15 protein-coding genes and 1 tRNA gene are annotated in these 26,611 nt (G+C 46.0%); 4 read left to right on the top strand and 12 right to left on the bottom strand.

The genetic code is table 11. From position 1 onward, the window contains the following. Positions 1-22: 22 nt before the first annotated feature. The 5 genes from K0504_RS04520 to K0504_RS04500 form a co-directional block, all read right to left on the bottom strand. Complete coding sequence (locus tag K0504_RS04520) at positions 23-1,198, bottom strand: restriction endonuclease subunit S (RefSeq protein ID WP_220102967.1); 1,176 nt, start codon at positions 1,196-1,198, stop codon at positions 23-25. Beyond that, a complete protein-coding gene (locus K0504_RS04515; RefSeq protein WP_220102966.1) occupies positions 1,195-2,760 on the bottom strand; it encodes a class I SAM-dependent DNA methyltransferase in 1,566 nt (521 codons plus the stop codon). The genes K0504_RS04520 and K0504_RS04515 overlap by 4 nt, the downstream gene beginning before the upstream one ends. Before the next feature lie 66 nt (positions 2,761-2,826). Beyond that, positions 2,827-6,231 (bottom strand): DEAD/DEAH box helicase family protein, encoded by a 3,405-nt coding sequence (locus tag K0504_RS04510; protein WP_220102965.1) that lies wholly within the window; start codon positions 6,229-6,231, stop codon positions 2,827-2,829. Positions 6,232-6,278: 47 nt separating this feature from the next. Beyond that, the gene (locus tag K0504_RS04505) at positions 6,279-7,778 is read right to left on the bottom strand and encodes a sigma-54 interaction domain-containing protein (protein ID WP_220102964.1); all 1,500 of its coding nucleotides are present in this window, start codon (positions 7,776-7,778) and stop codon (positions 6,279-6,281) included. A 445-nt stretch (positions 7,779-8,223) separates the two neighbouring features. Beyond that, positions 8,224-8,427 carry a helix-turn-helix domain-containing protein gene (locus tag K0504_RS04500; protein WP_220102963.1) on the bottom strand — a complete coding sequence of 68 codons (204 nt, stop codon included), beginning with the start codon at positions 8,425-8,427 and terminating at the stop codon, positions 8,224-8,226. A 121-nt stretch (positions 8,428-8,548) separates the two neighbouring features. Here K0504_RS04500 and K0504_RS04495 point away from each other — a divergent pair, with 121 nt between their 5' ends. The 3 genes from K0504_RS04495 to K0504_RS18310 are packed head-to-tail and all read left to right on the top strand — an operon-like array spanning position 8,549 to position 10,836. After that, positions 8,549-8,779 carry a hypothetical protein gene (locus tag K0504_RS04495; RefSeq protein ID WP_220102962.1) on the top strand — a complete coding sequence of 77 codons (231 nt, stop codon included), beginning with the start codon at positions 8,549-8,551 and terminating at the stop codon, positions 8,777-8,779. Then, complete coding sequence (locus K0504_RS04490; protein WP_220102961.1) at positions 8,772-9,944, top strand: site-specific integrase; 1,173 nt, start codon at positions 8,772-8,774, stop codon at positions 9,942-9,944. Before K0504_RS04495 ends, K0504_RS04490 begins: the two co-directional genes overlap by 8 nt. Then, entirely contained in the window at positions 9,937-10,836 is a 900-nt protein-coding gene (locus K0504_RS18310) for an HD domain-containing protein (RefSeq protein ID WP_225917960.1), read from the top strand. Before K0504_RS04490 ends, K0504_RS18310 begins: the two co-directional genes overlap by 8 nt. 618 nt (positions 10,837-11,454) lie before the next feature. On the opposite strand, the gene K0504_RS04480 is transcribed toward K0504_RS18310, so the two are convergent. From K0504_RS04480 to K0504_RS04465, 4 genes are all read right to left on the bottom strand, one after another. Further along, positions 11,455-12,186: an RES family NAD+ phosphorylase gene (locus K0504_RS04480; RefSeq protein WP_220102960.1), complete on the bottom strand. Its 732-nt coding sequence runs from the start codon at positions 12,184-12,186 to the stop codon at positions 11,455-11,457. Then, entirely contained in the window at positions 12,183-12,560 is a 378-nt protein-coding gene (locus K0504_RS04475) for an MbcA/ParS/Xre antitoxin family protein (protein ID WP_225917959.1), read from the bottom strand. The genes K0504_RS04480 and K0504_RS04475 overlap by 4 nt, the downstream gene beginning before the upstream one ends. A 138-nt stretch (positions 12,561-12,698) precedes the next feature. Continuing rightward, positions 12,699-13,442: a hypothetical protein gene (locus K0504_RS04470; protein ID WP_220102959.1), complete on the bottom strand. Its 744-nt coding sequence runs from the start codon at positions 13,440-13,442 to the stop codon at positions 12,699-12,701. A 353-nt stretch (positions 13,443-13,795) separates the two neighbouring features. Then, positions 13,796-19,084, bottom strand: a complete 5,289-nt coding sequence (locus K0504_RS04465) for a site-specific integrase (protein ID WP_220102958.1) — start codon at positions 19,082-19,084, stop codon at positions 13,796-13,798. A gap of 529 nt (positions 19,085-19,613) precedes the next feature. On the opposite strand from K0504_RS04465, the gene K0504_RS04460 reads away from it, so the two are divergent. After that, positions 19,614-19,690, top strand: a tRNA-Met gene (locus tag K0504_RS04460). A 217-nt stretch (positions 19,691-19,907) separates the two neighbouring features. On the opposite strand, the gene K0504_RS04455 is transcribed toward K0504_RS04460, so the two are convergent. The 3 genes from K0504_RS04455 to K0504_RS04445 form a co-directional block, all read right to left on the bottom strand. Next, positions 19,908-20,456, bottom strand: a complete 549-nt coding sequence (locus K0504_RS04455; RefSeq protein ID WP_220102957.1) for a cell division protein ZapC domain-containing protein — start codon at positions 20,454-20,456, stop codon at positions 19,908-19,910. 76 nt (positions 20,457-20,532) lie between these two features. Further along, a complete protein-coding gene (gene pyrD / locus K0504_RS04450; RefSeq protein ID WP_220102956.1) occupies positions 20,533-21,549 on the bottom strand; it encodes a quinone-dependent dihydroorotate dehydrogenase in 1,017 nt (338 codons plus the stop codon). Positions 21,550-21,614: 65 nt separating this feature from the next. After that, positions 21,615-26,483 (bottom strand): NAD-glutamate dehydrogenase, encoded by a 4,869-nt coding sequence (locus K0504_RS04445; protein WP_225917958.1) that lies wholly within the window; start codon positions 26,481-26,483, stop codon positions 21,615-21,617. Between the last annotated feature and the right edge of the window lie 128 nt (positions 26,484-26,611).

Below are 26,611 nucleotides of genomic sequence, written 5' to 3'. Positions count from 1 at the left end.
AAAACATCCTTGTTTTGTGGAATTAGAGTTGGCCGGAGAAGGCGCATTGACTTAGGGAGTTGAAGCAATCATCAATGCCTGATGAACTAGTTCGGAGCTTTGCAACCATCTCAATTTGATTATTAAAAATATCTTCAAATTTTTGTTGTTGCTCAATTGGCGGCACTATCAGTCTGACTTCTTCTAACTTTCCTTTGCTAACCATACCTTTCATTGAATTTGTTGATGCACTCTGGATCGCTTTTTTTGAAAAGAGAATCAATGCATACAAGAACCAGCTCAACATGCCTTCTTTTGGCGTCAACGCGTTAATTTGTTGATTGAAAGCTACTTCGCGGTTAGCGAAAGCTGCATTGCCAATACAGTCAAAACTCCCCGCAATACAGGTTATAAGTGTCGACCCTTTCGGTACTGTCCGCGCAACCTTAAGTCCATCATCAGACAAAAACTCTGTCGCTTTAGTCAAAAAATGTTCAGGAGTATTGATGTTATCGGACTTAATCCATTCCATTTTCCCACCATAGTATTCAGGAACTTTTCTCGAAGGAGTATTCCCTGTTGTTACCTCAGCAACATCTTTCACTGGCATCATCTCCCACCCCTTAGGGTTGGTAACTGGGTCGCCGAACATGTCGAGGAAGACGCTGCGGAGGAAGTCGTCGGCGAGTTGGATAGCTTGCTGGCGTTTACGGCGAATGGCATCGGCTTTATCCAAAATGGCCGCGATACGTTTTTGCTCGTCTAGCGGGGGGAGTGGGATTTCGAAGTTCTTTATGAAATCCGCCCCAACGCGCTTTTGCCCAGCGGCTCCAGCCATAGACCGCTCGCCAAGGAAGCGAAAAGGTTTACCCGATATCATGTAAAATAGATACGTCGAATCTACTTTGCTCTGGTCTGCCCTAAGCACATGAAATTCCGTCGAACCAAACCCAACTGCATGAGTGATTTGATTGGGGCGAAGGCTCTTTCCATTTTCAAAACAAGGCGTTATTTTGGCGAGCAATACATCTTCTTTTTCAAAATAGGTGAAACCTTTTTTTGTTTCTCCCAAAACTCGAGTTTCTTCAGTGAGTAAAAAACCTTCTTCGGATGCCGAAGCCATTGCTACAAATGAAACGTTTTGAAATTCATCGATATCTCTTGGACATCGGGGGTTCACTTGCACCACATCGCTTAGTTTGATCAGCGGCCAACTCACAGCATCTTCTCCAACTCATTCAAATCGGCCAAGATCTCTTGCTCCAGCGTTTTTAATTTTCCGAGAATTTCCTTGGGTGGATCGTAGGTTTCTTCCTCGTAAATAACCTCTTTGTAGCGATTGATCGACAAGTCGTATTTGTTGCTTTGAATGTCGGCAGCATCCACTAAAAACGCCGGTTTGGTTTTGTCTTGCCATAGCTCGAGTGAGCCATTTTCAGCAACCACTTGTTGGTAGGCATGATACTGGCTGATCACATCTGGCAGATCGTTGTCTTTAATGGCGGTGCGCTTGTCATCAAGGGAGAAGCCATCGCGCTGCACATCGTAAAACCACACCTTGTTGGTATTACCGCCTTTGGTGAAAATCAAAATAGCGGTTGATACCCCTGCATAGGGTTTAAATACGCCACTTGGCAGCGAGATCACCGCTTCTAGCTGGTTGTCGTCCACCAAGTGCTTTCGTAGTTGCTGGTGCGCTTTAGAAGAGCCGAACAACACGCCGTCAGGTACAATGGTGGCGCTGCGGCCGCCAAGGCTGAGCATGTTGAGAATATGGGCCACAAACAACAACTCGGTCTTTTTGGTTTTAACTTGCGATAAGATCTTGGGGTTGACGCCCTCTGAGTCGAGCGAGCCTTTAAATGGCGGGTTGGCCAAGATCACATCAAAGTAGTTGTCCACCTGCTTTGGAAAATGCTGCTGCATGTTTTTGTTGAGCGAATCCTGATAATGGATATTGGCTCCCGATACGCCGTGCAACATCATGTTCATGGCAGATACGCGCAACATGGTGTCATCAAAATCAAAGCCCCAGAACATGTTGCTCTCGATGTGGCTGCGATAAGGCGTGAGCTGATCGCCGGTGTAGTGCTTGTTGCCTTCTTCATCGGTCAGCACCCCATATTCACTGGAGTGCTTGCGGTTTAGGTATTCCATGGTGCGGGCTAAAAAGCCTGCTGTACCACAAGCCGGATCGGCCACGGTTTCGGTAGGCTTTGGCGCTACCAATTCAATCATGGTGTCGATGATGTGGCGCGGCGTGCGAAACTGGCCGTTAATGCCTGCGGTGGTGAGTTTACTGAGCAGGTATTCGTAGATATCGCCTTTGATATCACTTTGGTTCAGCGGCAGCTTTTCAATCATTTCAATGGCGCTTTGCAGTACCGCAGGATTGCGCACCGCTAAGTCGGCATCCACCATAAATTCAAGCATGTCTGGGTTGATGCCATCTTCCGCCACTTTTAGCCTAGCAAAGCCTGGGTAGACTTGGTCGCGCAAGCGCTTGACCAACGCATCGCCCTTGAGGCTTTTAAAGTTTTTCCAGCGTAACTCTTGGCCTTCTGGCGTGTCGGCATACATACGCGACATGGGCGGCGGATTTAAGCCCGATGCTTTCATGGTGTTAAATTGATGCTCTTTTTGCGTCTCTCGCTCATCGAGCATACGCGCAAACATCAAGTAACTGATTTGCTCAATCACGGTGAGCGGGTTGGTCACACCGCCGGTCCAGAATTTTTCCCAAAGCTGGTCGATGTCGTTACGAATTTGTCCGGTTAACATAGGTTTTCCTGTTGTGCCCTAACTATTAGGGTGGCCTATTGCGAGTGGTGCAATACGTGGCCTGAATTAATTAACGGTTGACGCTGCTGGCTCGTTAACAAACGGCGATAGCAACGTAACTAAATCTTGTATGTCATTTTGCTCAAACACCCCGGCAATGCCGTTTGGGTCAATGCTATTAAACGGTGTTTGGAAAAGCTGACCTTGGGTAATGCTGCCATGTTCGGCAATGAAGTGTTGCAGCATATTCAAAAACTGAACTTGCTTGTGAGTCAGCTCAGGGTGTGCCTGAAGAAAACCCGCGAAGTGCGACCGCACATAGCTTGGGTCAAGGCCTATGAGGTTTTGCAGGGTTGTCTGCAATTCTTCTGCGGTACGACCATAAAACTCGTTCAGTACCTTAATATCAACGCCAGGGTGTTGGACAAGAATGGTAGAGACCAGGCTATCAAGTTCTTCTGGTTTTACCTGCTTGCCTTCATACACATTGGTTAGAATTGGGTTGGTGTTGAGCATTTGTTTTAAAATGCGCGCGGTCTTCTCACGATACAGCATTGCCTGGGCTTCATCGGTTATCGTGACCTTGCGCTCAAACTCGCGCACTTCATGTTTGTTTTCTTTGGTGGCTGTTTTGAGCATATCGTAGCCAACACCTGCGCCTTTCTTTTTGTACTTCATGATATCGCGCAGTTGCAGGCGGGCATCTTCTAGATCAGCCACCGTCACATTCAGCCAGAAGTCTTGCGATTTAACTCGGTTGATGACGCCTTCTTTGTTCCGAACATGAGTAATATTCACCGCCAAGTCATCGAGCTCTTTGATGAGCGCATTTTTAAGATCGTGCAGGGTTTGCGCCTTAGCCAAGCATGCCAGTTGCAGCTCAACCATTTGCCGGTCAAAGTTAATGGCAGCTTTATCATGCATCACACGCTGGCCCATGAGGGGCGCAATGGTTGTTTCTAGGAGTTTTTGCGCAGTGCTATTGAACGTTGCCAGCATATCGGTTTGTTGCAACTGATGGACACTTCGCAATCCACGTTTCACTGCAACGGCTTTTTGCGGCAAATCATTAATGTCTTCTTTGAGCAGCGCAATAGCCATGTCAAAGGTAGTCGAGGCTTCAAGGCCTTTTAGCTGCGCTTGGCGTGCCAGCACTGTTCGCGATTCAAATAGCTGCTGTAGGCTGGACTTTGAAGTGCCTTGGTCTAGCTCTACATACTCCTCTTCGAAGTAAGCAAAGTTGCCGTAGTGGTCGAAGATCCAGAACTCTTGTTTGTGGTTTGGGTCGGCAGGATCGCTTTCATCACCTTGGCCAAACAAATTCAGGCACAATCGAGTGCCACGGCCAATCATCTGATGGAACTTGACCCATGAACGAACTGGCTTGGCAAATACGAGGTTGACGACTTCGGGCACATCGATACCTGTATCGAGCATGTCGACTGAAATCGCGATGCGGAAGTCGTTATCGGGCTTTTTGAATTCGGTGATGAGGGCTTCGGCATTACGAACCTTATTGTGGATCACTTTACAAACCCGGTCGCCATGCTGGGGGTAAAGCTTTTTAAAGGTTTTCGCCAAGCTTTGTGCATGCTCATGGCGTTGCGCAAAAATGATGGTTTTACCAATGGTGCCATGGGGATCTTTGACGCCATTGTCCATTAGGTTCTCAAGGATGAGGCATTCAGTGTCTTCGCTTTGGATTTTGCGACCAATGTCTTTGCCTGCAATTCGAGTGTTCTTGGCTTCCTCTTCACCAAGATCTTCTTCCAACTGAGCTTTCTGCTCATCACTCAAATCGCTGTAGCAAATACCCTCTCGCAAAAATTCGGTAGTGTGGTCTTTGACACGATATGGCACTAAGTACTGCCGCTTCACGGCTTCGGCAAAACCAAAGTTAAATGTTGGCTCGGTTTCGTTACAACCAAACAACGAGAAGGTGTGGCGCTCAACGAACTTCACCGGTGTAGCCGTTAAGCCAATTTGATAAGCGTCGAAATACTCAAACAATTCACGGTATTTATTGTAGATACTGCGATGGGATTCATCAGCAATGATCAGATCGAAAAAGCCCACATTGAGACTGGCGTAGCGCCCCATCATGCCTGGGTAAGTGGCGATGTAAATACGCGCTGTGTCATCAATTTTACTGGTTTCACCGACCACACAACGCGCTTCTGATGGCAAATGCTCCTTAAAGGCTTCATTAGCTTGCCGACGCAGTTCTTTGCGATCGCACAAGAACAAAATGCGCTTTGCCCATTTTTGTTCGGTTAATAGATCACTGATGGCAATGGCGACACGGGTTTTGCCGGTACCGGTTGCCTGAACAATTAATGCTTTTCTGCCATGCTCAGCGTGATCCGGCTGAAAGCGGTTAGCAACAGCTTTAATCGCTTCAATCTGATAATCGCGCCCTGCGATGTTTGGGTTCGGGTTGTTCTTTTCCAGCTCTTTCGTTTTATAAGTGCGTTGGAAAATAAGGTACTCGAGACTTTCTTTGTCATAGAAGCCGTAAATGTCGCGGGCACTGTTGTCTTCTGCGTCATTCCAAATTTCAGTTTCATAACCATTAGTTACGAAGATCACTGGACGTTGCCCTGTTTGAGCCTCCAACGCAGCAGCATATTCTCTTGCTTGCTCACGGCCTGCGGCTAAATCTTGGTCAGACGCTCTTTTGGCCTCAACAATAGCCAGCGGTAAATGATCGTCTCCCCAAAGCACGTAATCGACACGCAGGTTTCGGTTATCTATGGGGCTAATACACTTCACTTCAATCCCGACTTGTTGGTCATTGGTGACATCCCACCCCGCATCAGCGAGCATGGAGTCAATCAAAAGCTCTCGAGTTTTTGTTTCATTCCACTCTAGCGATTGCGCTGTGTGCTGGCTTTTGACTTTGGCCTTTGCGCGCTGCGCAGCATCAACTTCAGCTTTGATTCGCTTATTGCGTTCTTGCTCTTTTTCCTTAGATTCTTTGAGCGCTTTTTCTTCTGCTGCTTTTAGCTTTTGCTTGAGCTCTTCAACTTCCTGTTTAGCTTGTAATTCCGGCTTTGGCACGTCTTTGAATGACGCAATGCTTGATGCTGATACATTGAAATAATGCACGGCCATGTAGATCAGCACATTGTGTGTAATGCCCAGACACATGGCGGCTTCGCGCAGCTGCCCTTCTGCACCGTGCGCTGTTTTGTTGCCGGATAAGCGTAATTGGTCGAGTTTGTAATAAAGGCTTTTATCTATGCAGTCTTGAAACGAAGGCTTGCGCATCAAGTCGTTCAAGTTATCGCGATCATACTTGGTGAGTGTTTCTTGCTCGTATATTTCGTTGACAATGACTTCACATACTGCGCGCAAACGTGTTGCTGAACTACCAGGATCAATATGCAACACATTTTCAGCACACCAACACAAATCGGCAGCTTGCGGCATATGAGGTCTGATAAATTCAAAGTTCATTGATTGCTTCATCTCGTTACGTTCCTTGTCCCATAGATTTCAATGATTGTGCCAACGTATTATTTTGGAAGTTCAATATTTAGCTTTTCCATCCAACTTTTAAGCGTTTGATGATTATTGAGCCCTAGCATTTTTGTTGCTTCTGTTAGTTTGTAACCCGATGCTTTAAGTGCTGCCAGCACATATTTTTTCTTATATTTTTCAATAAGAAAGTTAACATCAACCGAATCACCATACGACAAGCTAATCGATTCAGTTTCAGCTATCGATTGACGTTTAATGACGCTATTTTTCAGTGTGTCTGCGCCAATTTCTGCTGACTCAGTCGTCAGTACAGCTCGGTGTAATGTGCTCCACAATTCACGAATATTGCCAGGCCATGCTTGCGACTCGATAAATTTAATTCCGTTTTCGGATATTTTTTTACTTTTGAAGCCAGAGAGCTGTTTAAAGTTATCATTAATCTCGGCCAGCAAGTGTTGAGCTAGTGCAGCAATATCTTCATTTCGCTCCCGCAATGGCGGTAATTCGATAACGCCAATGGCCAGTCTGTAAAAAAGATCTTCTCGGAATTCGCCAGTATCAACCATGTTTATTAAGTTGCGGTGGGTTGCTGCAATGATACGTACATCAACAGTTCGCGTTTGGTTATCACCAACACGCGTTATCTCGCCCTGCTGCAACGCCCGCAGCAATTTAACCTGGGTATCTGGTTTAAGCTCCCCTACTTCGTCGAGGAACAAGGTGCCACCATCTGCAGATTCAAAAAGACCTTTGTGATCTTTTTGAGCGCCTGTGAATGCGCCTTTGACATGGCCGAATAGAATAGAGTCGACCAAATTTTCTGGCAGCGCACCACAATTGACGATTTTGAAAGGTTGATTAGCTCTGAAACTAGATTGGTGAATGGCATTTGCCATGACCTCTTTACCGGTACCTGTCTCGCCCAGGATAAGTACTGGTACTTCTGCTTTAGCGTAGTTGCTTGCTGTGGTCACCACTTGCTGCATTTTGCTTGACTCTGAGATTAGTTTCTCGAATCCAGCTTGTGGCTTAGGCACTTTAGTCGCTCGGTCTGCGGCTTGGTGAGCAGCAGACTTGTTGTAGACTCGACTGAAATCAACATCAATTTCAGCGTAGATGAGTTTGTTGTCCGGTGTAGCTTGAACGAAATGAACGTTTTCTTTGGCCTTACCCAACACCACCGACAGTGCAGTCATTGCTGGTGTGCCAGAGGTTAGGTTTATGAAAAGCTGATCACTCTCATTTGCTAGCTTGCCAATGTACTTGTCTGCTTCTCGGCCGATACTTGGGTAATCAATAGGACTATTGATGTGTGCTCGGACAATCTTGACTTCTGTAGGCCTAGACAAGGTTGCTAGGCGCCGTTTCAGCCATTCCTCGTATTGATGCCATTTCTCATCCCATGCATTTGCCAGAATGAGGATCTGTTCGAATGGCTGCTCATGCTTTAGAGCAATAGAAGCAATGGCTGCAGAGGAATCTTGCGACATGTTGTCGAGATCGGTTTTACCCAACCAGGATAGAAGTGTTGGCATCAATTATTGGAGCTCGCATGAGGCGTTGGTAAAAGATTCTACAGAATATAGAAATTATTACGCTTGAGTTTTTTCAATTTTTGACGCAAGCAGATAAAAATCAACACATGAGGATGCAACATGACATATGGAGCTCAAAACCTAATCAGATTCGCGCCCAAATGTAGTGTTTCGTTTTAACTATTGCGGCAATTTATGAAGAGCTAATAGTCTCAAAGTCCAAATTTGCTAATAAAAACTCTACGAGTAACTAGAGACAAGAAACACAAAGACAAATCAGATAGCCAAGCCGACCCATTCTTTTTTTGAGAACATTGGGACTTCTTTCATCATACCCTCCAGCAGAAACTTAGGCAGTTTAAGTAACGGCTGCTGCCAGCCAAATTACCAGCCTCAAAAGACTGACAATAACGGCGGCAAGTTAATCTTAGTTCAAGGCGCTTACTCATTCATCTGGCAGCTTGAATAGCTCACCGACTTCAACATCAAGGTAGCGGCACAAAGTATAAATCACACCCAAATCAACGCGTGTCGCTGTTTCATTATACAAGCGATACAGCGTATTTTGATTGATCCCTGTTGCTCGCGATAGTTCTGTTATTTTTAGCTTTCTCTCACCAAGGATCCGAGAAAGGTGGCACCTTAACATTTCCTTCTCCGTACGAAAAACACCCACAGAAGAAAATAATCACTTGCAGCGGTTGTTCTTTATGCTATTTTGTCTCCTGTAGGTTTTATTTTACCACTAAGAGAACGATAAGGGCTTCATTATGTCACAAACTTACTTAACAACCGAGCAGCTTTCACAACGTATTCAGTACAACCCTCGCACTATTCGCAATGAATTGGTTAACGTATGCCTTTTTGAAGGACGCCATTACGTTCGCCCATTCGGGCGTCGTAAATTGCTTTTCATTTGGGAAGAGATTGAAAAAGACATGTTGGCATTAGCGCCAGCTGACGCTTCTGCAATGGTCTACAACGAGGTGACCAATGGCTAACCTCTCCACGCGTAAAGATACCAACAAGCTTTATTTTGATTTCGTGTTTCAAGGGAAACGCTGCCGTGAAAGCTCGGGGCTGATTGATACCAGTACCAATCGACGTAAACTAAAACCTAAACTTGATCGGATCACGCTTGAGCTGGCCACCGGGACATTCCGCTATGCACTGCATTTTCCTTCAAGCCGAAATCGCCTAAAGCGAGCACAAGATGAAGCTGTTCAATCGGCAACGCCGCCATTTGAGGTGTTTGTGGCTGAGTGGCTCGAAGAAAATAAAGTGAATTGGCGTGACTCACATCGCGTCAATATCGAAAGCATCATCAACAAGCACTATCTACCTGCGTTTGCTGGCTGTGCTGTTGATAGTATTGATCGGCCAACTATTCTGAAGTTTCGCGCAAAATTGGCATCCCTGCCCGGTCGCAATGGCCGAGAATCACTGAGCAACAATCGCATTAATAAAATCATGGATCCGCTACGTCGGATCTTTGAAGAGGCTAGTGACCGCTATGGATTCCCCTACCCGTTTGAGCGGATTAAACCACTAAAAATAGAAAAGACAGACGTTGAACCTTTTAGCCTAGATGAAGTTAACCGATTGCTTGTAGCTGTTCGGCCTGACTACCGTACGTACTTCTTAGTTCGTTTTTTTACCGGCATGCGAACCGGCGAAATTGACGGCTTAAAGTGGCGCTACATTGACTTTAACAATCGGGTGATCCGAGTTCGCGAAGCCAAGGTCGCAGGTCAAGAAACCTATACCAAAACGGACGCCTCCCAACGCGACATTCACATGAGTGCTCCGGTACTCAAAGCGTTGCAACATCACAAACAAGCGACAGGCGGGTTATCAGACTTTGTATTTTGTCATCAAACCGGCCAGCCGATTGACCACAATAACGTCACCAAGCGCGTTTGGTACCCGTTACTCAAGCGTCTTGGGATGCGCAAACGCCGGCCTTATCAAACTCGTCATACAGCAGCAACACTGTGGCTCGCAGCTGGCGAGTCTCCAGAGTGGATTGCCAAACAAATGGGCCATGCCAACACTCAAATGTTGTTTCGCGTTTACTCTCGGTTTGTGCCGAATCTGACACGCCAAGATGGCAGCGCATTTGAACGCATGCTGGCGAAAAACAAAGGGAGCGCTGATCATGCCTAACTTGATTTCTTTGCCTAAGGCACAAGTCTTACCAACTCAATTTCAGCCTTGCATTGAGCAGCTAAAACGATTGGAAATCGCGCAAGGTTATTATCGTTTGATGGATTGGGAGCAGCAATTTGATCTTCACGGCAATACCTATTGGAAAGTTCTGTTAAGCGATTTCAGTGGTTCTTATTGGGTTTACTGGTTCAATCAAAGTAACCGACTAGAATCGTTCGTCACAACAGGTGCTGTTTGTTACTTGAAGCTCAGCTCAAGTCAAGGTCGGTGGCGCTTGCTTCATAAAATTGAGCTTGCCTGCCGTGTGCCGGAACTGGCGTGTTTAAACCCGCTCCCATTGCTGCTTCCTCATATTACTAGCTACCAACCGTCTTTACTTAAACGTGCGCTGGCATTGTATGACCAAATAAGTAATCTGCACCTTCGGACGTTTTTAAATATTTGTCTATTTGCATCAGATGTTGGCCCTAGATTGATGATTTGTCCCGCCAGCGTGTCACATCATCATGCCTATCCCGGCGGCTTGTTTGAGCACAGTGTTGAAGTGGCCGAAAAGCTGGCCCAACTTGTACCCAACCAAAGCTTGGAGTCCAAAGATTTAGCCATTGTTTTAGGGCTTATTCACGACATTGGTAAAGTAAAAACCATCAAGCCAAACCATCAACACGGCTCGCTCGGCACACGGGTGCAACACGATGCATTAACGTTAGAAGTTTGCAGTGCTGGCTTGAGTTACCTTGACGCACACTTACCACAAATAGCGATTGAAATTCGGCACTGCTTAACTTGTAGCACGCTTAATAGTCGCTATGGATTCAAACCCCAAAGTGCGCTCGCCCTTGCTTTACAAATCGCCGACCGAGAAAGCGCAGAGCCGCGTTCATTCTGAGAGCTTAGCAGGCCAACAGAGCACCGCTGTGCTAAATATTAAATGGAATTAGCTTTATACGATGATGGTTGTTTGGCTGCTAATTGCGTTTGTATTGTGCTACGCAAAAGTGGAGTTATCGAAAAGTATTGTGCATGCTGGAAAATGATATGGATATCAACAAATATTTATTGGATTAACATATGCTCCCTTTAGTGCAGTTAAAGCACGAACAGTCACAAAGTGGATCAATTTTCAATTGGCGTTAATAGTTTAGTTTTGCATTGGCACTGACGACCGAACGACTAAGGCTTAGCGTTTAGTTTTTTTGAATTGTGTCCATCGTAAGCCTTTATTGCCAAAACGCTTCCGCCAATTAGTAGAACGACGAACAAGCAAATACAAAAGATTAACCACGCATAAATCGTCATTGGTGCTATCACTTTACTCAATGGACCCGCTTAGTATTATAGTAAACAAGGTTGCCCCCAGATACCGGCAAGGCGATTTACTTAAATAGACAAGCTGGCGCTCACGAGCAAGCAAGTTCAGTTCGATAGTAATACATTAGCCGTTTTCTAGCCGAACAACAGAAGATCATCAAGTGCACAGCTCACTCCTTTTAAGGCAAGCAGATTGTTATGCCGGTCGAGGTAATTTTCCGTCGACGATGAATTGTTGGCGCAGGAACATTTGTGAAGCAGAATGCTGCACGCGTTTAAAGAACACCGTACCTTCTGTCAGCTCACAGAGCCACTCTTGTTTGCTTGTTGGCGATGTGATCGTGAATGGTGATGGATCGAACAGCGCGATATTCATCCCTTGCATCGAACAGCGCGCAGAATAGAATTGAAATAGTTTAATACCTGCATCTCGCATATGAGTACCGAATGACTGGCTGTACGAATAATCAGAAGGGTGACTGAGCAACGTCCGTTGCTCTTCGGTAGCAGAGATCAGGTTGGCTCCATGTTCCGTTGCATAACCAACGTTGAACAAGGAGTGCTGCGTGACCATTGGGTTTGGCGGCGGTAGTACCATGTCGTCCCAAAATGAAAACCGGTAGTAAGCACATTCTGTCAGCGCAGTATTTGGCTCGACTGAGCCATAGAATAGACTTGGCTCAGTGGCAGCCCCAAATCGGCTGCCGTGGTCTAGTGGTGGATAGCGAAACGGAGTTGAGAGCAGATAAGAATAGCGGCTTAAATCATCTCGGTATGGTGGTTTAGAGTGCTGTTCTAATAGCTCCTCTAAAACCGCTTGCTCTGCCAGATTATCGGAAATGCTAAGTGTTGCCGCACTCTCTTGTGATTCAACAATGCGCCATAGTGTCCCGTTTAACGGCTCGTGAACAATATCGGGAAAGATCATGCGCGCCCACGCATCGCATCCAAATAAGACACCACACGCACCAAACCATCAACCCGAAAAACTTGGTCGATCGGGCGACCTTGCGTGCCTCGATTATAGGAGGTCATAAAGTGTCGGATATTGGCTGCGTCTCCTCCCATTAGCGTGTGTACAGAGCGATATAGACGCACTAGCAGCATTGCCAAATCCCCTACTTTTGATGTTGGGTCAATCCCATTGCGAGTAATGCTTGTTCGGCCACGACCGATAATTTCGCCGACTTGGTCCGCAGATAATCCGAGATGGCGGCCTGCATTAAGGGTGCTTTTCCCAAGTACATCGGCTGGGCTGAGTTTCGCTACTGCATGCGCATGAGTCATCATAAACTCCGACATCAACTTGTTCGTAAGCACTATTATAGGTAAATATTGTGCATTTGCACAGCCAAACAAATATCAGTGAGTAAGGTGATACTATAAGCGTTGAGATCGCGAGTGTTCAGTAACGAAATCTCCTGCCTTGTCTTCGGCAACCTACAAATCTAGCGTTATTTGAGAAGCAGGTGCAGCTACAACTCTCAATAAATTACCTACATATGACTTGCTACTTTTAGTGCCTGATACAAGAAATATTATGTTGCATAGCACCAATTTAAATGCGAGTTCTTTTACAAGTTGAAAATCACTTTCGTTAATGTTCAGCCTTGCTTCGAATGTTTTTCCATTGATTCTGCAGATAAACGTGGCTGCGGGGTCTTTCAATAGGTCGGGTAAGTTTATTTGACAGCCATTCCAAGACAACTCGCGCCCAGCTTGCTTGTTAGATTTTATAAAGCCTTGCTGTTTTATCAGCTCTATTGCCCGGTAGTCATCCATTTCAAGTACTAAGTCCTCAGGGAGAACTTTAAGTATGTCTAACACTTTTGAGACGCGGCCGCTGTACTCATGGTCGATTTGAACAGCGGCATCGTCGTCGCCAATCGACTGATAACGAAGATACGTGTAGGCAGCACCAACGAGGTTTTCTATCTCATCGAACATTGCAATCGTCTGCTGGTCGTTGTCACCTTGCAATAAATCAACATCTTTCGAGAGCTCAAAATTGAGTTCTCCGGCGGTCAACACAAGTTGCAACCCTGCACGATCTTTGACCGGCAACGTTAACTTGAAAAGCTCTTCTAACTTACTTATCGATAACTTAAAATGGTCAATATCTGTGATGACAATGGCTTGCAGGCCTTGCGTTGTCACCTCGTTTGCTTTTAACTTGATACCCATAGCGACTTCCTCAGATTGCTTTCATATGACAGTGCCGCACCGTTTGAGAAGGTTGCAGCCCTACTGGCGACAGACAACAAAAAGGGGGGGAATAAATAGCGTTATTTACGAGGCGCTTGCGATTAACATCAACGACAACCAATTGTCGTATTATCAATCCCCACTGGTCCTTGAAGATCCAAGCTTATTTTGTTGCGTCAGTAGTAATAGGCAATCTGTTAAAGCACATTTACTTCCCAAACACACAAAGTTTAATCGTTTAATCCTATTAATGAGGCCAATTTAATTCGGTAATATTTTATTGTGTGTTGCGCATTTTTACTTGCACAACGTGTCACGCACTAATTGTCTGTTTAGATCCTCAAATCACTACGTACACACAACAAAAACAAGATGTGATTAACTAACACTGTAACGCTGCGGCTATGCCCTTCTTTATATGCTGCCCACCGCACATAATCTATTTCAGTAGTACCCCTGACTGGTACGGCAGTTTGTTTCTTAATCGTCAATCCGGTGGAAGTCAGCACGTTTCGTAATTTCTGCTCGTAATGAGTGCCATTGATGACCGGTAAATAGCTCTGATTTTTTTCCCAGTCCTTGACCAGCTCAAACAGCTCATCGACTGAGTTCTGAACAACCAATTGCGTTAACAAACTTCGAAACTGTTGTGTTTGCGTCAATCGGCTCAGACTCTTCGCTAGCCGACGATTTACAATCGCTCGTTCATGTTGTTCGATGTACGGCAGATCTAATGCGCGATACCCTACGTTCCTGATCACCGTCTCAGTAGACAGAACGGTTTCAACAACAATTCTTGTACTATCACCAGTAATTATCGCTATGTCAGAAAAGTTAATAAGGTCAATATACAGACGAATTTGACGGTTAATTCGACCTAAATCCGCAATTAGTTCAGATTTTTGTTCATACGTCGTCTTAACTCGGGAATTTACATCGACAAGTGGTTTCTTCTCCAGCTTCAATATCACCTCATCAGGCCACTCTGCGCGCCGGAGCAGTGCACGTAAACGCCCGTCAACATGACCATAACGCTTCACGATTTGACGCGCAGATCCTGCGGTTCGATTTACTAGCTGTGCGACTTGTTTAATTTCAAAATCCTGATAATTAATTTGGGCACGTTCAACATAACTCAGCAGTTCAGCGACATGGCAATAATGATGCAGTGTCGTATGGGCCTCCGCATGCCCGACTGCCAGTGCAATCGCATGGCTGTGTTTGTGGGGGGATGCTAAATCACCAACCCATTGTTTGACGAGCTGATTCCTGCGATGGCGGTATTCAGAATCATCAACCCCAAGCCACTGCTGCCCTAACTGACTGAGAACCGGTTGATCGAACAATGGATGAAAGATAACCATTAGATAGCTGACAAACCCATGGCGACAGTGATGCAGTTTAAGATTAGGTTCACCGGTAAGCTGACGAAGGAGATACACCAGCGGTTCAAAAGTTTCTCTAAACCTGCGAGGTACAGCAATGTGGTTTGGGTCAAACAACAGCAATGGATCGCCGTTAGGGTGCGCGCTTTGGGCTAGCTTACATTGCTGAGTAATAATTGATTTTTCGAGATCAGTTAGCAAAAATCCGCAGGCTATTCTGCGATTGCTGTTAGGGCTCTTTGTCCTGCCAAAGCGATTACTACGAACGTGCACAACCCACTCAGATAGGTTGATATCTCCAACTCGCAATCGCTGAAATTCACCCGCGCGCAAGCCTAATTTAAAACAAGCAACGAGCAAACTCGCTTGAGCCAACCGTTGTGCGTTATCGACGAATTCACCATTGAGCAATAGCTCAACGGCCATGTTATAGGAGGAAGAATCAAGAAGATTGGCATCAACATACGCTGTCCTAGCGCTAACCCTAGGTTCAATGTCCTGCCACTCTAACTCTGGCAGCTCAAAGAAACGCTCCAATGTGTGATGAAAATCCCGAAGGATGCTTGCCCTAAGCGGTCGATTTTCTAGATCTCGACAATCCAACACACGATTATAAAATTCCGTGTATTCATCTTCATTCAAGTCAAAGAAATTAAGCTCTCCCGCATGTTCAAGAGCAGGATTGCATATGGCTGATAAATAGGTACGCAAGGTTCCAACAGCAATGGACTTTCTGCCCTTGCCGGGACGTCCTGCTACTTTATATAGCCAATAAAGTATTGCTATCGCAGTACTTGATAGGCTGGTTGAGGCGATACATAGCTCATCGACTGACGCCTGCGCTTGACTTCGAATGCATTGGGCCCAAACCGATTTAACAACGCTTTGAAGGTTACGATTAGTGGTGCCCTTGTTTGAAAGTAATGTTGCTCTTAGTTCCTTAAATACTGCTTTATCGTTGGCTTGCACACTCTCTTCAGAGCCATAGTTAAACGTTTTTAACCGTATGTTAGGTTCTATGTGTCGCTCGTGTTCGTTCGGAGCAATCTTTGATGTTAACAGTCTTGCCAAGCGTTCAACATTGAGACCCGTGCTTGGCAGTTCACCACGACTTATAGCGCCCATCAACACAGAACCACCGTCAAATGATCGACTAACAAGACCTTGTAATGCCCGTATGGTGGATTTCACGTTATTAGAAAATGTAAAACCAACCCGCAGCAATTGCTGCCTGAAACATTTATCAATGGCTATGATATTGTAGTCGATTAGCGTTTCTGGTTGCCTTCTTAAGTTAAGCCAAAGCCCTGAGGTAATCGAATCAAAAATATACCCTTGCCGTAAGCCGCTTTCTTTATCTGCAATAGATAAAAAACCATCAACGAAGCGGGCTTCTCTTAACCAGCACCTAAGCATCTGAGCAGTCACTGTCGAAATAATTTGTCCGTTTACAATCGCACTGATCAGAAATCGAGGCAGCAACTCACTTTCCTGACAGTTCACCTCCCCTGCCAGCCATGGAGTTAATTTTCGTTTTAACTCGTACATAAGCTGCGATGAATAATTTTGCTCGTAATCAAGACCAATAGTCTGATCGAGTGTAAGTAGCCAATATTGATTGGCTTTCCTGCCGTAAGTTGATTTCTCAATGAACCGGTTGAGGTAACTCAACACCTTAGTAAAGTTTCGTTCCGACTTAAATTCATGACGTTTGGTCAACGCATGCTCGATGATTTGTTGCCTTAGGGTAACGGCCGAATTACTGCCGCCCATTCCCTTTAGCTCTCGTCTAAACGGTTCAATTAGCTGACGAGCTTGAGCTATCGCTTTGCTGTTAGTTACTAACGTGCGGTTTAAGTTTTTTGGATAGTACGGCTTTTCATTGAGCTTTTTAAACATAGTCGGCCCAACGAACACCTTTGCCCTGCCTGCGGCTTTGCATTGAAGTTCTTCTGCATATAACTCAACGACGTTACGCATTGAATCAAGATACTCCGTGAGCATTAGCGATAACGGATCATATACGTGCTCACCAGCCCCTACATGGCCCATTGCTGCGCCGGCAAACTGGCCATATCCGTAGCGACGCCACATGGAGCAATAGCTATGTCGGAATGCATTCAGCGGCAAGCTCCACGGTGAGCCTAAATAACCTTTCATAAATACCGTGCCGATGCCTTTCCACGTTAATATCTCATCAATCTCACCAAACAAAGGGCAATCAAGGAGTAATTGATTATGGCTTATTTGAGTCAGACGAGTGGCTAATTGAGGAGCCCGGTCCTTTAGCTTTTTCGCAAGCAGGCCACAGTGCTTTCGATACACTGTTAATTGTTCAAAAAACACATCCGGCAAAGCTACTAAGCGCAATGCACTCTCAGCGAAATTCACCTTATCGCAGAGAATGGTGCCCCTTTGCGCCTGCGCAATTGTCGTTTGATTAAAGCTATATTCACTTCGGTCTCGGTGCCCAGTAAACACTAAAGCCAATAACACGGTATAACCGGCTAGCGCATTGTGCGTTGCTATGAGTTGATCAAGTGAGCTACTCGACATGTTGAGTAGCAATTCTAATTCGTGCCTTTTTTCAGCTAACAAACGTCTTAGTAGTTGAACCTGCAAACAAAGCCTGCTTCCAGACATAACCGTTGATGGTCTTAAATGCGTATGAACCAATCCTTTGTCACCTAGAAATTGCTTGTATGCATCAACAAGTTGAACGTGCGGTAGAGCTAGGTAATACAGTTGGGTAGGACTTTGGTATTCGGTATTTGCCAGCAGAAGATTTGCAAAACCAGGGTCGCATTTCATTGCGATTTGCTGATAAGCGAAAGATCGAACAGCCGCTGGCGTAATGCGCCTATGAAGTACGCCAAAAGGTTTGCTGATCGTTTGCAAGAACTGCACGACAAGCCGCTCCAGCGGTACCGAAGATAAATCTGCTAATTTTATCGAATCTTTATGTAAGTCGATTAATAGCTGTTCTAAACAACTAAGCAAAGCCGTCGGAAGAGGGAGAGCCACGAGCGGATCATGAGCATCAAGCCACCTTTGCTGTGAACTTGAAGGTACAAATGATTGTGGCATTTGTATGTCCATCCGAAACCAAACACCTAACTTGAGCGATACCCCCTCCCCCGAAAAAGCTTTCTTCGATACAGTAAGATCGTATAGATAAGAAATCGGTTTCGATGTAATTAACGAAAACAGCGTTACAACCGCCGGTATTTGCGCTTTGGCATCGCCATTTTTCATAACCCGAACGAGCTCAGGAATGATAATTGAGGCTTCTTCACTTGATAAAACATCAGTCCGCCAAGGCAACAGCATTTTTTGCCGAAGGGCTAAACGACTTCCGTACAACATTGCAGAATGAAGTCCTTGTTTATCTGGGCCTAGTTCATCGCTTTGTTCTTTAAATGAAGTGACTTCGACCAAATGCTCATCACTTTCACGCGTGAGTGTGGAAGGTATGTATTTAAGAGAAATGCATACATTGGGGGCGTGCCGGTCAGCTGTTTTATCAAGTATTTGATCTGGATTATCGAAGGTGCTGCGACTCTTTGCCGGTTTACGAATCCTCAATGTCGGCGGCTCAGCAACTGATGTCCGTTGTATTACAGCTAGCGATGCATCTACGAATTGATCCTGGAATGGAATATCAAGCTTCTTCGGACACATGCAAATCAATTTACATAGCTGCGTAACATCCAATGGGAGTGGTATTGTTGGAAATGATTGTTTTGCCATTGCTTTGCGTAGCTCAGTTGCATTAAAGCAAAGCATTGGCCCATCAGTTTCGAACTTGTTTTCGTTCACACTGCGCCGAGAAACAAGAAGAAACGTAAATCTTAAGAGGCTGAGTAGCTGCCTGTTATTGGGCGTTAGATTTTGCGCATACCGCTCAGCAAACAACGAAGCGATAGCAAAATCACCGAAATGGCGTCGAAAAGGGTTGGATGTCAGATGCGATTTATCCTCATGCGCAAGAGGGGTCAATACATTAAGCTCAAATTCAAGGATACGCCTTACATCGCCTGGCCATTCAACACACTCTAATGCTGTCTTGTAATCTTTCGCTAAGTTTGAAGCTATGCGAGCAACATTTACGAGGTTGGGTGGCGGATCTACGGAAATGATAATGGATAACAATCTGTCAAACTCATCATCGTCCAACTCATTCCTAACACGAGCAAGTGCTTGATGTTGTCTCAATTGAAGATCAACGAAAACCATCAGATCGGTTCCTCATCCATAAAATAGCGATAATGATTAACCGCCCGGCTCGTGCGGACAGCATTTACACAATTCTTGATTAGTTGCGCGTTAGGGCTTGCATTACAAAAATGCTGTGTTAAAGTCTGCGCCCTGCTTGAGAACAGCATAGCCATTCAGTGTCACGTGTGACAACTCATAACGTGGATTCGTATTGGATGAAAATGCTAACGTCACGCGGAACAACTAATTAATTACACCTATTCAATGAGTTAGTCTGATCAGGTAAAATAAGGTAAGTATTAGTTAGTGCGGATTGGATGCTTATTTCAGGCTCATAACCCGAAGGTCGTCGGTTCAAATCCGGCCCCCGCAACCAATTTGCTAACGCAAATTTACCAACAAAGACAAGTGGTCAAACACTACCCTCTTTGCAAACACCGCTGAAATAGTCTTAGCATCAACTTCGACTCTACAAGCAAAAGTAAAACCAGTATCAGCACAAGCTGATAGGAAGATTGGCCTGTGGCCTCTTCATCACACCCAATGTCGCGGGGTGGAGCAGTCTGGTAGCTCGTCGGGCTCATAACCCGAAGGTCGTCGGTTCAAATCCGGCCCCCGCAACCAATTCTCCAAGTTTCAATATATTCCAAGCGAATCATTATTGGCGCACGCCACTATGTTAGCGACTCCGCAAGTTAGCAACCGAGCAGCCTTCCCTATCCAACGACTCTTATGGCATAAAAAAATGGCTGTGGCGTCATAATAACAACGCTGAATTTCAAGCAGGCCAAAAAAAAACGCCAGCAAATGCTGACGCTTCTCGACGATCATTATTACTTGTTTATGCCGTTAGCAATTTGCGAGAGCTTTCAATCGCTGAGTTTGATGCATAACGAGCAATCCGATCATTCATGACACGAATAATGTGTCCAGCGGCCAATGTTTTATGCTCGGTTAATGCAAGTTCGTCATTAATGGACATTAATAACGATGTCGTTTCATTGGTTTCTATGGTCAGGAAAATTCCAGATTCAATTGGCGTGTCCAGCTCAATCAGCATTTGTTCTGAAATAGTCAATACCGCTGATGACGGTAAGAAAAACCAGCTCTGTGGCAATGCTGGCTTAAAGAATTTTCGAGCAGAGGCGGCGCTAATGGCTAACAACAGCGCGGTTTCGTCATTTTTACCACATTGCTCAACCATGGATTCATAGGTTGCATGTAAAAATGCAAGATCATCGATCGCCAAGGACTGCTTACGCAGCGCGTCCCCGGAGAGCTGTGATTTCCTTAAATTCGTCTGGTAGCAGGTGCTCTCTGATGAACACACCTCTAAACGATTCACTGAATCGTTAAACTGCCAGTGCCAGTCCTGCTTGGCGATATTCACGATAATCCAACCTCATGTAACTGATATTGCTAATTTACAATTTTTAATCAGTGTTGTGAAGTTGGCAGGTGTCAAATTATTGTAATTTTTCAACTAATTCGTGAACTAATGGTGGTCCTTTGTAGATAAATCCAGAGTAGATCTGGATAAGATCCGCGCCAGCACTGCGTTTATCTTGTGCTGCGGCCAGTGAGTCAATACCACCAACGCCAATGATCGGCAGTCGGCCTTTTAGTTCACTTGCAAGGGTCGCTATAAAAGCAGTCGATTGTGTCTGAAGTGGTTTACCACTTAGGCCGCCAGTTTCATCACAATGTTTCATACCTTTGATAAGATCGCGTTCGAGTGTGGTATTCGTCGCAATCACGCCATCAATATTATGACGAGCAAATGAATCTGCCGTTTGGGCAATTTCGTCATGGCTCATATCCGGTGCAATTTTAACGGCAATCGGAACATACTTTCCGTGCAATTCGGCTAACTCGGCTTGACGCGTTTTCAAGCTCGCTAATAAATCGTCAAGTGCTTCACCGTATTGTAGTGAGCGTAAACCTGGAGTATTGGGCGACGAAATATTAACTGCAACGTAATCAGCATGCTGATACACCTTGTCTAGACAAATAAGATAATCATCTTTGCCCTGCTCTACCGGCGTATCTTTGTTTTTACCAATATTGATGCCTATTAGACCTGTGCGGTTTTTAACCTGCTTTACTTGCTCTACTAGGTAGTCCACGCCTTTATTATTAAACCCCATGCGGTTAATAATTCCTTCCGCTTCAAGGATTCTGAAAAGCCGCGGCTGCGGGTTACCGTCTTGTGGTCTGGGCGTTACCGTCCCCACTTCAACAAAACCAAAACCCATTGCAAACCATGCGTCCAAGCATTCGCCGTTTTTATCTAAACCTGCGGCAAGGCCAACCGGATTGGGAAAATTTAACCCCATGACTTGTTTGCCATGGCCTATTGCCGAGCAGGATAACAAGTTACGCAACGGCGTTTTGCCAATGCGTTTCATCATGCCGATGGTAAGATCGTGTGCTCGTTCTGGATCTTGAGTAAAAATAATGCGGCGAGCGAGATTGTAATACATAGCGTGATCACTCTAAAAAAGGCCAATCCGCAATGACGGATTGGCCATGGAACGTGGAATGGTGATTATTGTAACGGATCACTGGTGTGACTTAACAGCATCAACTCCCGTAGCGCAACAGAAAACTTAGCGTACTCATGGCCTTTGGCCGTTTTGAACTCTGTAAGCATCTGGCTCCAACGAGTTACCGTTTGTTGATGCTGTTGATACCAACGCTCAACCATATCGTCTGCGTAACAACCATCCTGACAATAACGATTCACCGCTAGCGTCAAAGCACGTTGCTGCCAATCCAACTCTTCGCGGAACGATGCTCGTGCTAACGCCTGCCAGTGGTTTGCGACGGGCTGTTCGTGGATCTGGTTAAGGAACCAATGCAACTCTAACCGCGCTCCGAGCTTAAAGTAGATATCGGAAATTAATTCAATGGGGCGATTCTGCAGCTCGGCGATTTGCGCAATATCTAATGTTGAATAAAGCGTACTGAGCTGTGCAAACTGAGCAGCCAGCGAATCAGATAAACCATGATTCATGTACTCCTGCTGCTTATCAACCAACTCTTGCCATTCACTTTCAACCAGGCTTGATGACATATGGCTGCGAACGGCATCAAACGCAGGCTGATAGAATTTAATGGTGTCTTTAATCGACATCGCGCGATTACGGTGACGCAAGAACCAGCGGCACGCGTGACGAAGAATCCGTCGTAGCTCGACGAAGCATTCAAACTGGACTTCCGCCGTGACGGTGTTATCGAGCGCTTGTACCGCTTCGCGCAACGCCGTCGCGCCAAAAATTTCCCGAGCAATGGTATAACAGCACGCAATGTCATTCACTTCTGCGCCAGTCTCATCGCGCATGCGATTGACAAAGTTAATGCCCATGTCGTTAACCATTTGATTGGCTAACTGTGTGGCTATAATTTCTGAGCGCAGCGGGTGCTCTGCCATTTGCTTGCTATAGCTTTCTTGCAGGCGTTTCGGGAACGATGACACCATGGCTTTACTATGGAAGCTGTCGTGGGTGATATCGTCGTTATTGAGCTGCTCTTTTAGTCGCATCTTGTCATAAGAAATTAGCACCGACAGCTCTGGTCTCGTTAAACCAACACCATTGGCTTGGCGATTACCAATTTCGTCATCCGACGGTAAAAACTCTAATGCGCGATCGAGAATTCCCTCTCGTTCCATATCATGGATCAATCGGACCTGCTCTTTCAGCAATTCGCCGCCACGGAACTGAGTAACGCTGATGCTCTGAGTTTGCTGGTAGCAATCGTCAAGTACCAACTCAGAGACTTCTTCGGTCATATCAACGAGCAGTTGATTTCGCTGCTTACGCGTAAGTTCACCTTGTTGCTCGATGTGATTGAGCAACACTTTGATATTGACTTCGTTATCGGAGCAGTCGACGCCGCCGACATTATCAATAAAGTCGGTATTGGCTCGTCCGCCGTTACGACAAAATTCAATTCGGCCTAACTGCGTCGCCCCTAAATTTCCGCCTTCACCCAATATTTTGGCGCGCAGCTGACTACCATTGATTCGTAACGTGTCGTTAGCACGATCGCCCACATCGGCATGGGCTTCTGCAGCACTTTTAAAATAGGTACCAATGCCGCCGTTCCACATCAAGTCGACTGGAGCTTTAAGGATGGTTTGGATCAGTTCTGTCGGCGTGAATGTTGCCTGCCGCGTATCGAGCGCTATTTGCGCTTGTGCCGAAATGGTAATGGACTTGGCCGCGCGCGAATAAATGGCACCGCCTTCCGATAACAGATCGGTTTGATAGTCTTGCCAGCTAGAGCGCGGTAAATCGAAGAGTCGCTGTCGCTCTTGGTAACTGCTAGCCGCATCCGGCTCGGGATCAATAAAAATATGCATGTGGTTAAACGCCGCCACCAAACGCGTATGCGGTGACAACAACATGCCATTGCCAAATACATCGCCAGCCATATCGCCAACGCCTATGGCCGTGAATTCCTCATGCTGGCAGTCAACCCCGAGTTCACGAAAGTGGCGCTTAACAGATTCCCACGCCCCTTTGGCGGTGATCCCCATTTTTTTATGGTCGTAGCCCTGACTGCCGCCCGATGCAAAGGCATCGCCAAGCCAAAAGCCATACTCTTCTGCAATGCCGTTCGCAATATCGGAGAATGTTGCCGTCCCTTTATCTGCAGCAACCACTAAGTAGGAATCGTCACCATCATGGCGCACCACTTGTTTAGGCGGGATCAATTCGCCTTTTACAACATTGTCGGTCACATCCAGTAAGCCCCGAATAAACAAGCGATAGCAAGCTTGCCCTTCGGCTATAAATTCATCCCGACTCAAGCCATCTAACGGATGCTTACAAACGAATCCGCCTTTTGCGCCAACCGGTACGATTACCGTATTTTTAACTTGTTGAGCTTTGACTAACCCCAGCACTTCGGTGCGAAAATCTTCGCGCCGATCTGACCATCGCAAGCCGCCGCGGGCGACTTTACCGCCGCGCAAATGGACACCTTCGACGCGTGGTGAGTACACGAAAATTTCATAAGCAGGTAATGGCTTTGGCATTTCCGGGATCAAGTCGGGCAGCATTTTGAACGAGCAATAAGGCTTATTAGCGCCGTTATCCAGCTGATAAAAGTTGGTACGAATGGTTGCTTGAATTAGCGTGACATAGCGGCGAATGATGCGGTCATCATCAAGATTAACAACCTGCTCCAACGCCGCCTCAATGGCTTCGGCCTGTGCTTGGCAGTCGGCTTCGCGATCCTTGCCAGCATCGAGAGATGTATCGGGCGTAAAACGCGTCTCAAACAAGCGCACTAGTTGTTTGGCAACGCCAGCATATTTGGTCAGCGCATTTTCAATGTACTGTTGTGAAAAGGTACTGCCAATTTGGCGCATGTACTTGCTGTATGCGCGTAGCATCGAAACTTGTCGCGCTGACAAGTCAGCGCTGAGTACAAGTCGATTAAATCCGTCATTTTCATAGTCTCCTTGCCAAATGCCGGCAAGTGCCTGTTGAAAACGTTGTTGGCTCGCAACAATATCTAATTCAGCATCACCTAAGTAGGTCATGAAAAATTCGAGGATCCAGCTTCGAGCGCCAGAGGCATCTTTGACCTCGTAAGGCCGTTCCCCAATGACTTTGAGGCCAAGATTTTCCAGTACTGGCAACACGTCAGATAGCGGGATGGGCTGATTGCGATGAAACAGTTTCAGACACACTGCATTGGCGTCACTAATTTCCTGGGGTTGATAAAACAACATGCCCAGTTCTTCGTCACTGGTCAGTTGCTCAATCTTGTCGATATCAACAATGGCTGCGTTTGGTAACGTTTGTTCTTTGTAGCTCGGATCGAACGCTTGATCGTATTGAGCGGCAAGCTGGCTGCCTTGGTTGTCACCAAAACGTTTGGTCAGGGCATCGCCAAATCGATCGTCCCACGATCGCGCAGCTTCAACTAAATTCTGTTCTATTTGATTCACATCGACTTCCTGTTGGTGATCATCGACACGCACGATGTAGTGAGTTCGGGCCAACTCTGACTCGGAAAAGAAGGTGGTAAATTCAACCGGCTCAGCACTGTTGAAATATCGTTTGAGAATCGATTGAGTTTGTTTGCGAAGCTGCGTGTTGTAACGCTCTTTGGTGACATACACCATGCACGAATAATAACGGCCAAACACTTCGCGGCGTACAAACACGCGGGTCATATCGCGCTCTTGCATTTGCAAGACGCCCATCGCGGCTGTCAGCAAATCATGTTCGCTGGCTTGGATTAATTCATCGCGCGGATACGTTTCAATCAAATTTAGCAATGCTTTGTAAGCATGGGAGCCATCGAGCAAGCCTGATTGGGCCATAATGCGCTCAAGCTTACGATTTAGCAGCGGTACGTGCTGGGCACTATTGTTGTACAACGAAGATGAATACAGCCCCACGAAGCGATGTTCGCCAACAACCTTGCCTTGCTCATCAAAGCGTTTGATGCCAATGTAATCGGCAAATGCTGGGCGATGAACCTTACTCTTTTGGTTACCTTTAGTGAGTACCAAAATTTCATTGGAAAGCGCGGCATCTTGGCCACTTCTGATCATTTCACTTAAGTGCAAGCGCTCGGGTAAGTCGTGTAGTTTAAAAATACCAAGTTCGGAGCCGATAATGCGCGCTACTTCATGATCGCCGGTAACTGCCGTGATGCTCGTTTGGTGGTAGCCAAGCATGGTGAAATTATTAGCGTGCACCCATTTTAGGTAATCGACCACATCTTCCTTGGGCATTGCTAGCGCACCATGCTCACTGCGTTCTACTTCAGCAATAGCATCGGCCAGTTTGTCTTTCATCAATTGCCAGTCATCGACAGCTGCTGCAACCTCCTTAAGCGATTCGCGCAGCTCTGTCTCTAATAACGTTCTAGCCTGCTCGGATCCTTGGCGATCAACTTCAATATGGAACAAGGTTTCGAGTTGTGACTTGTTGGCATCGCTGGAATCTGCGGTAAACCCAATCAATTGACCACTGTCATCGCGTGCCACGGCAACGGGTGAATGCAAGGTTAAATGGGAGGTAATGCCGAGTCGGCTAAATGCCATGCGAACTGAGTCAACAAGAAACGGCATATCGCGCACCACAATTTCAATCACCGTGTGATTGGAGTGCCAGCCATGTAATTCCAGTTTAGGGTTGTAAATATGAATTTTTGCTTCGGGCCGCTGGTATTCGCCAGCAAAACGCCAAAGACTAAGAATTGCGCCATATAAATCTGAATCACTTCGATTCATTAAATCTGAAAATCCAATATGGCTGTACATCACACGCGCAAGCGCAGATACAGTATCGGCATGTTCAGGGACATTGGATTGGATCAATTGGTGAACGCGCTGCAGCAACACGGTCGGCGATTCTGAACAAGAATCAGGGCTTGATGTGGACATCATTCAATAACCTGTATTTTGAGCGTTATCGTTCGCTCTTATCTGGGGTCACTAACAGCCTTGAGTGTATTCATCTCAAAGCGAATTAGCGAGTCACAACAATAATAAATAACAGATTGAATTCAGTGCCG

Origin of the sequence: Neiella holothuriorum (assembly GCF_019457915.1) — a bacterium.
Lineage (GTDB): Bacteria > Pseudomonadota > Gammaproteobacteria > Enterobacterales > Neiellaceae > Neiella > Neiella holothuriorum.
This window is presented reverse-complemented; position numbering and strand designations above follow the sequence as displayed.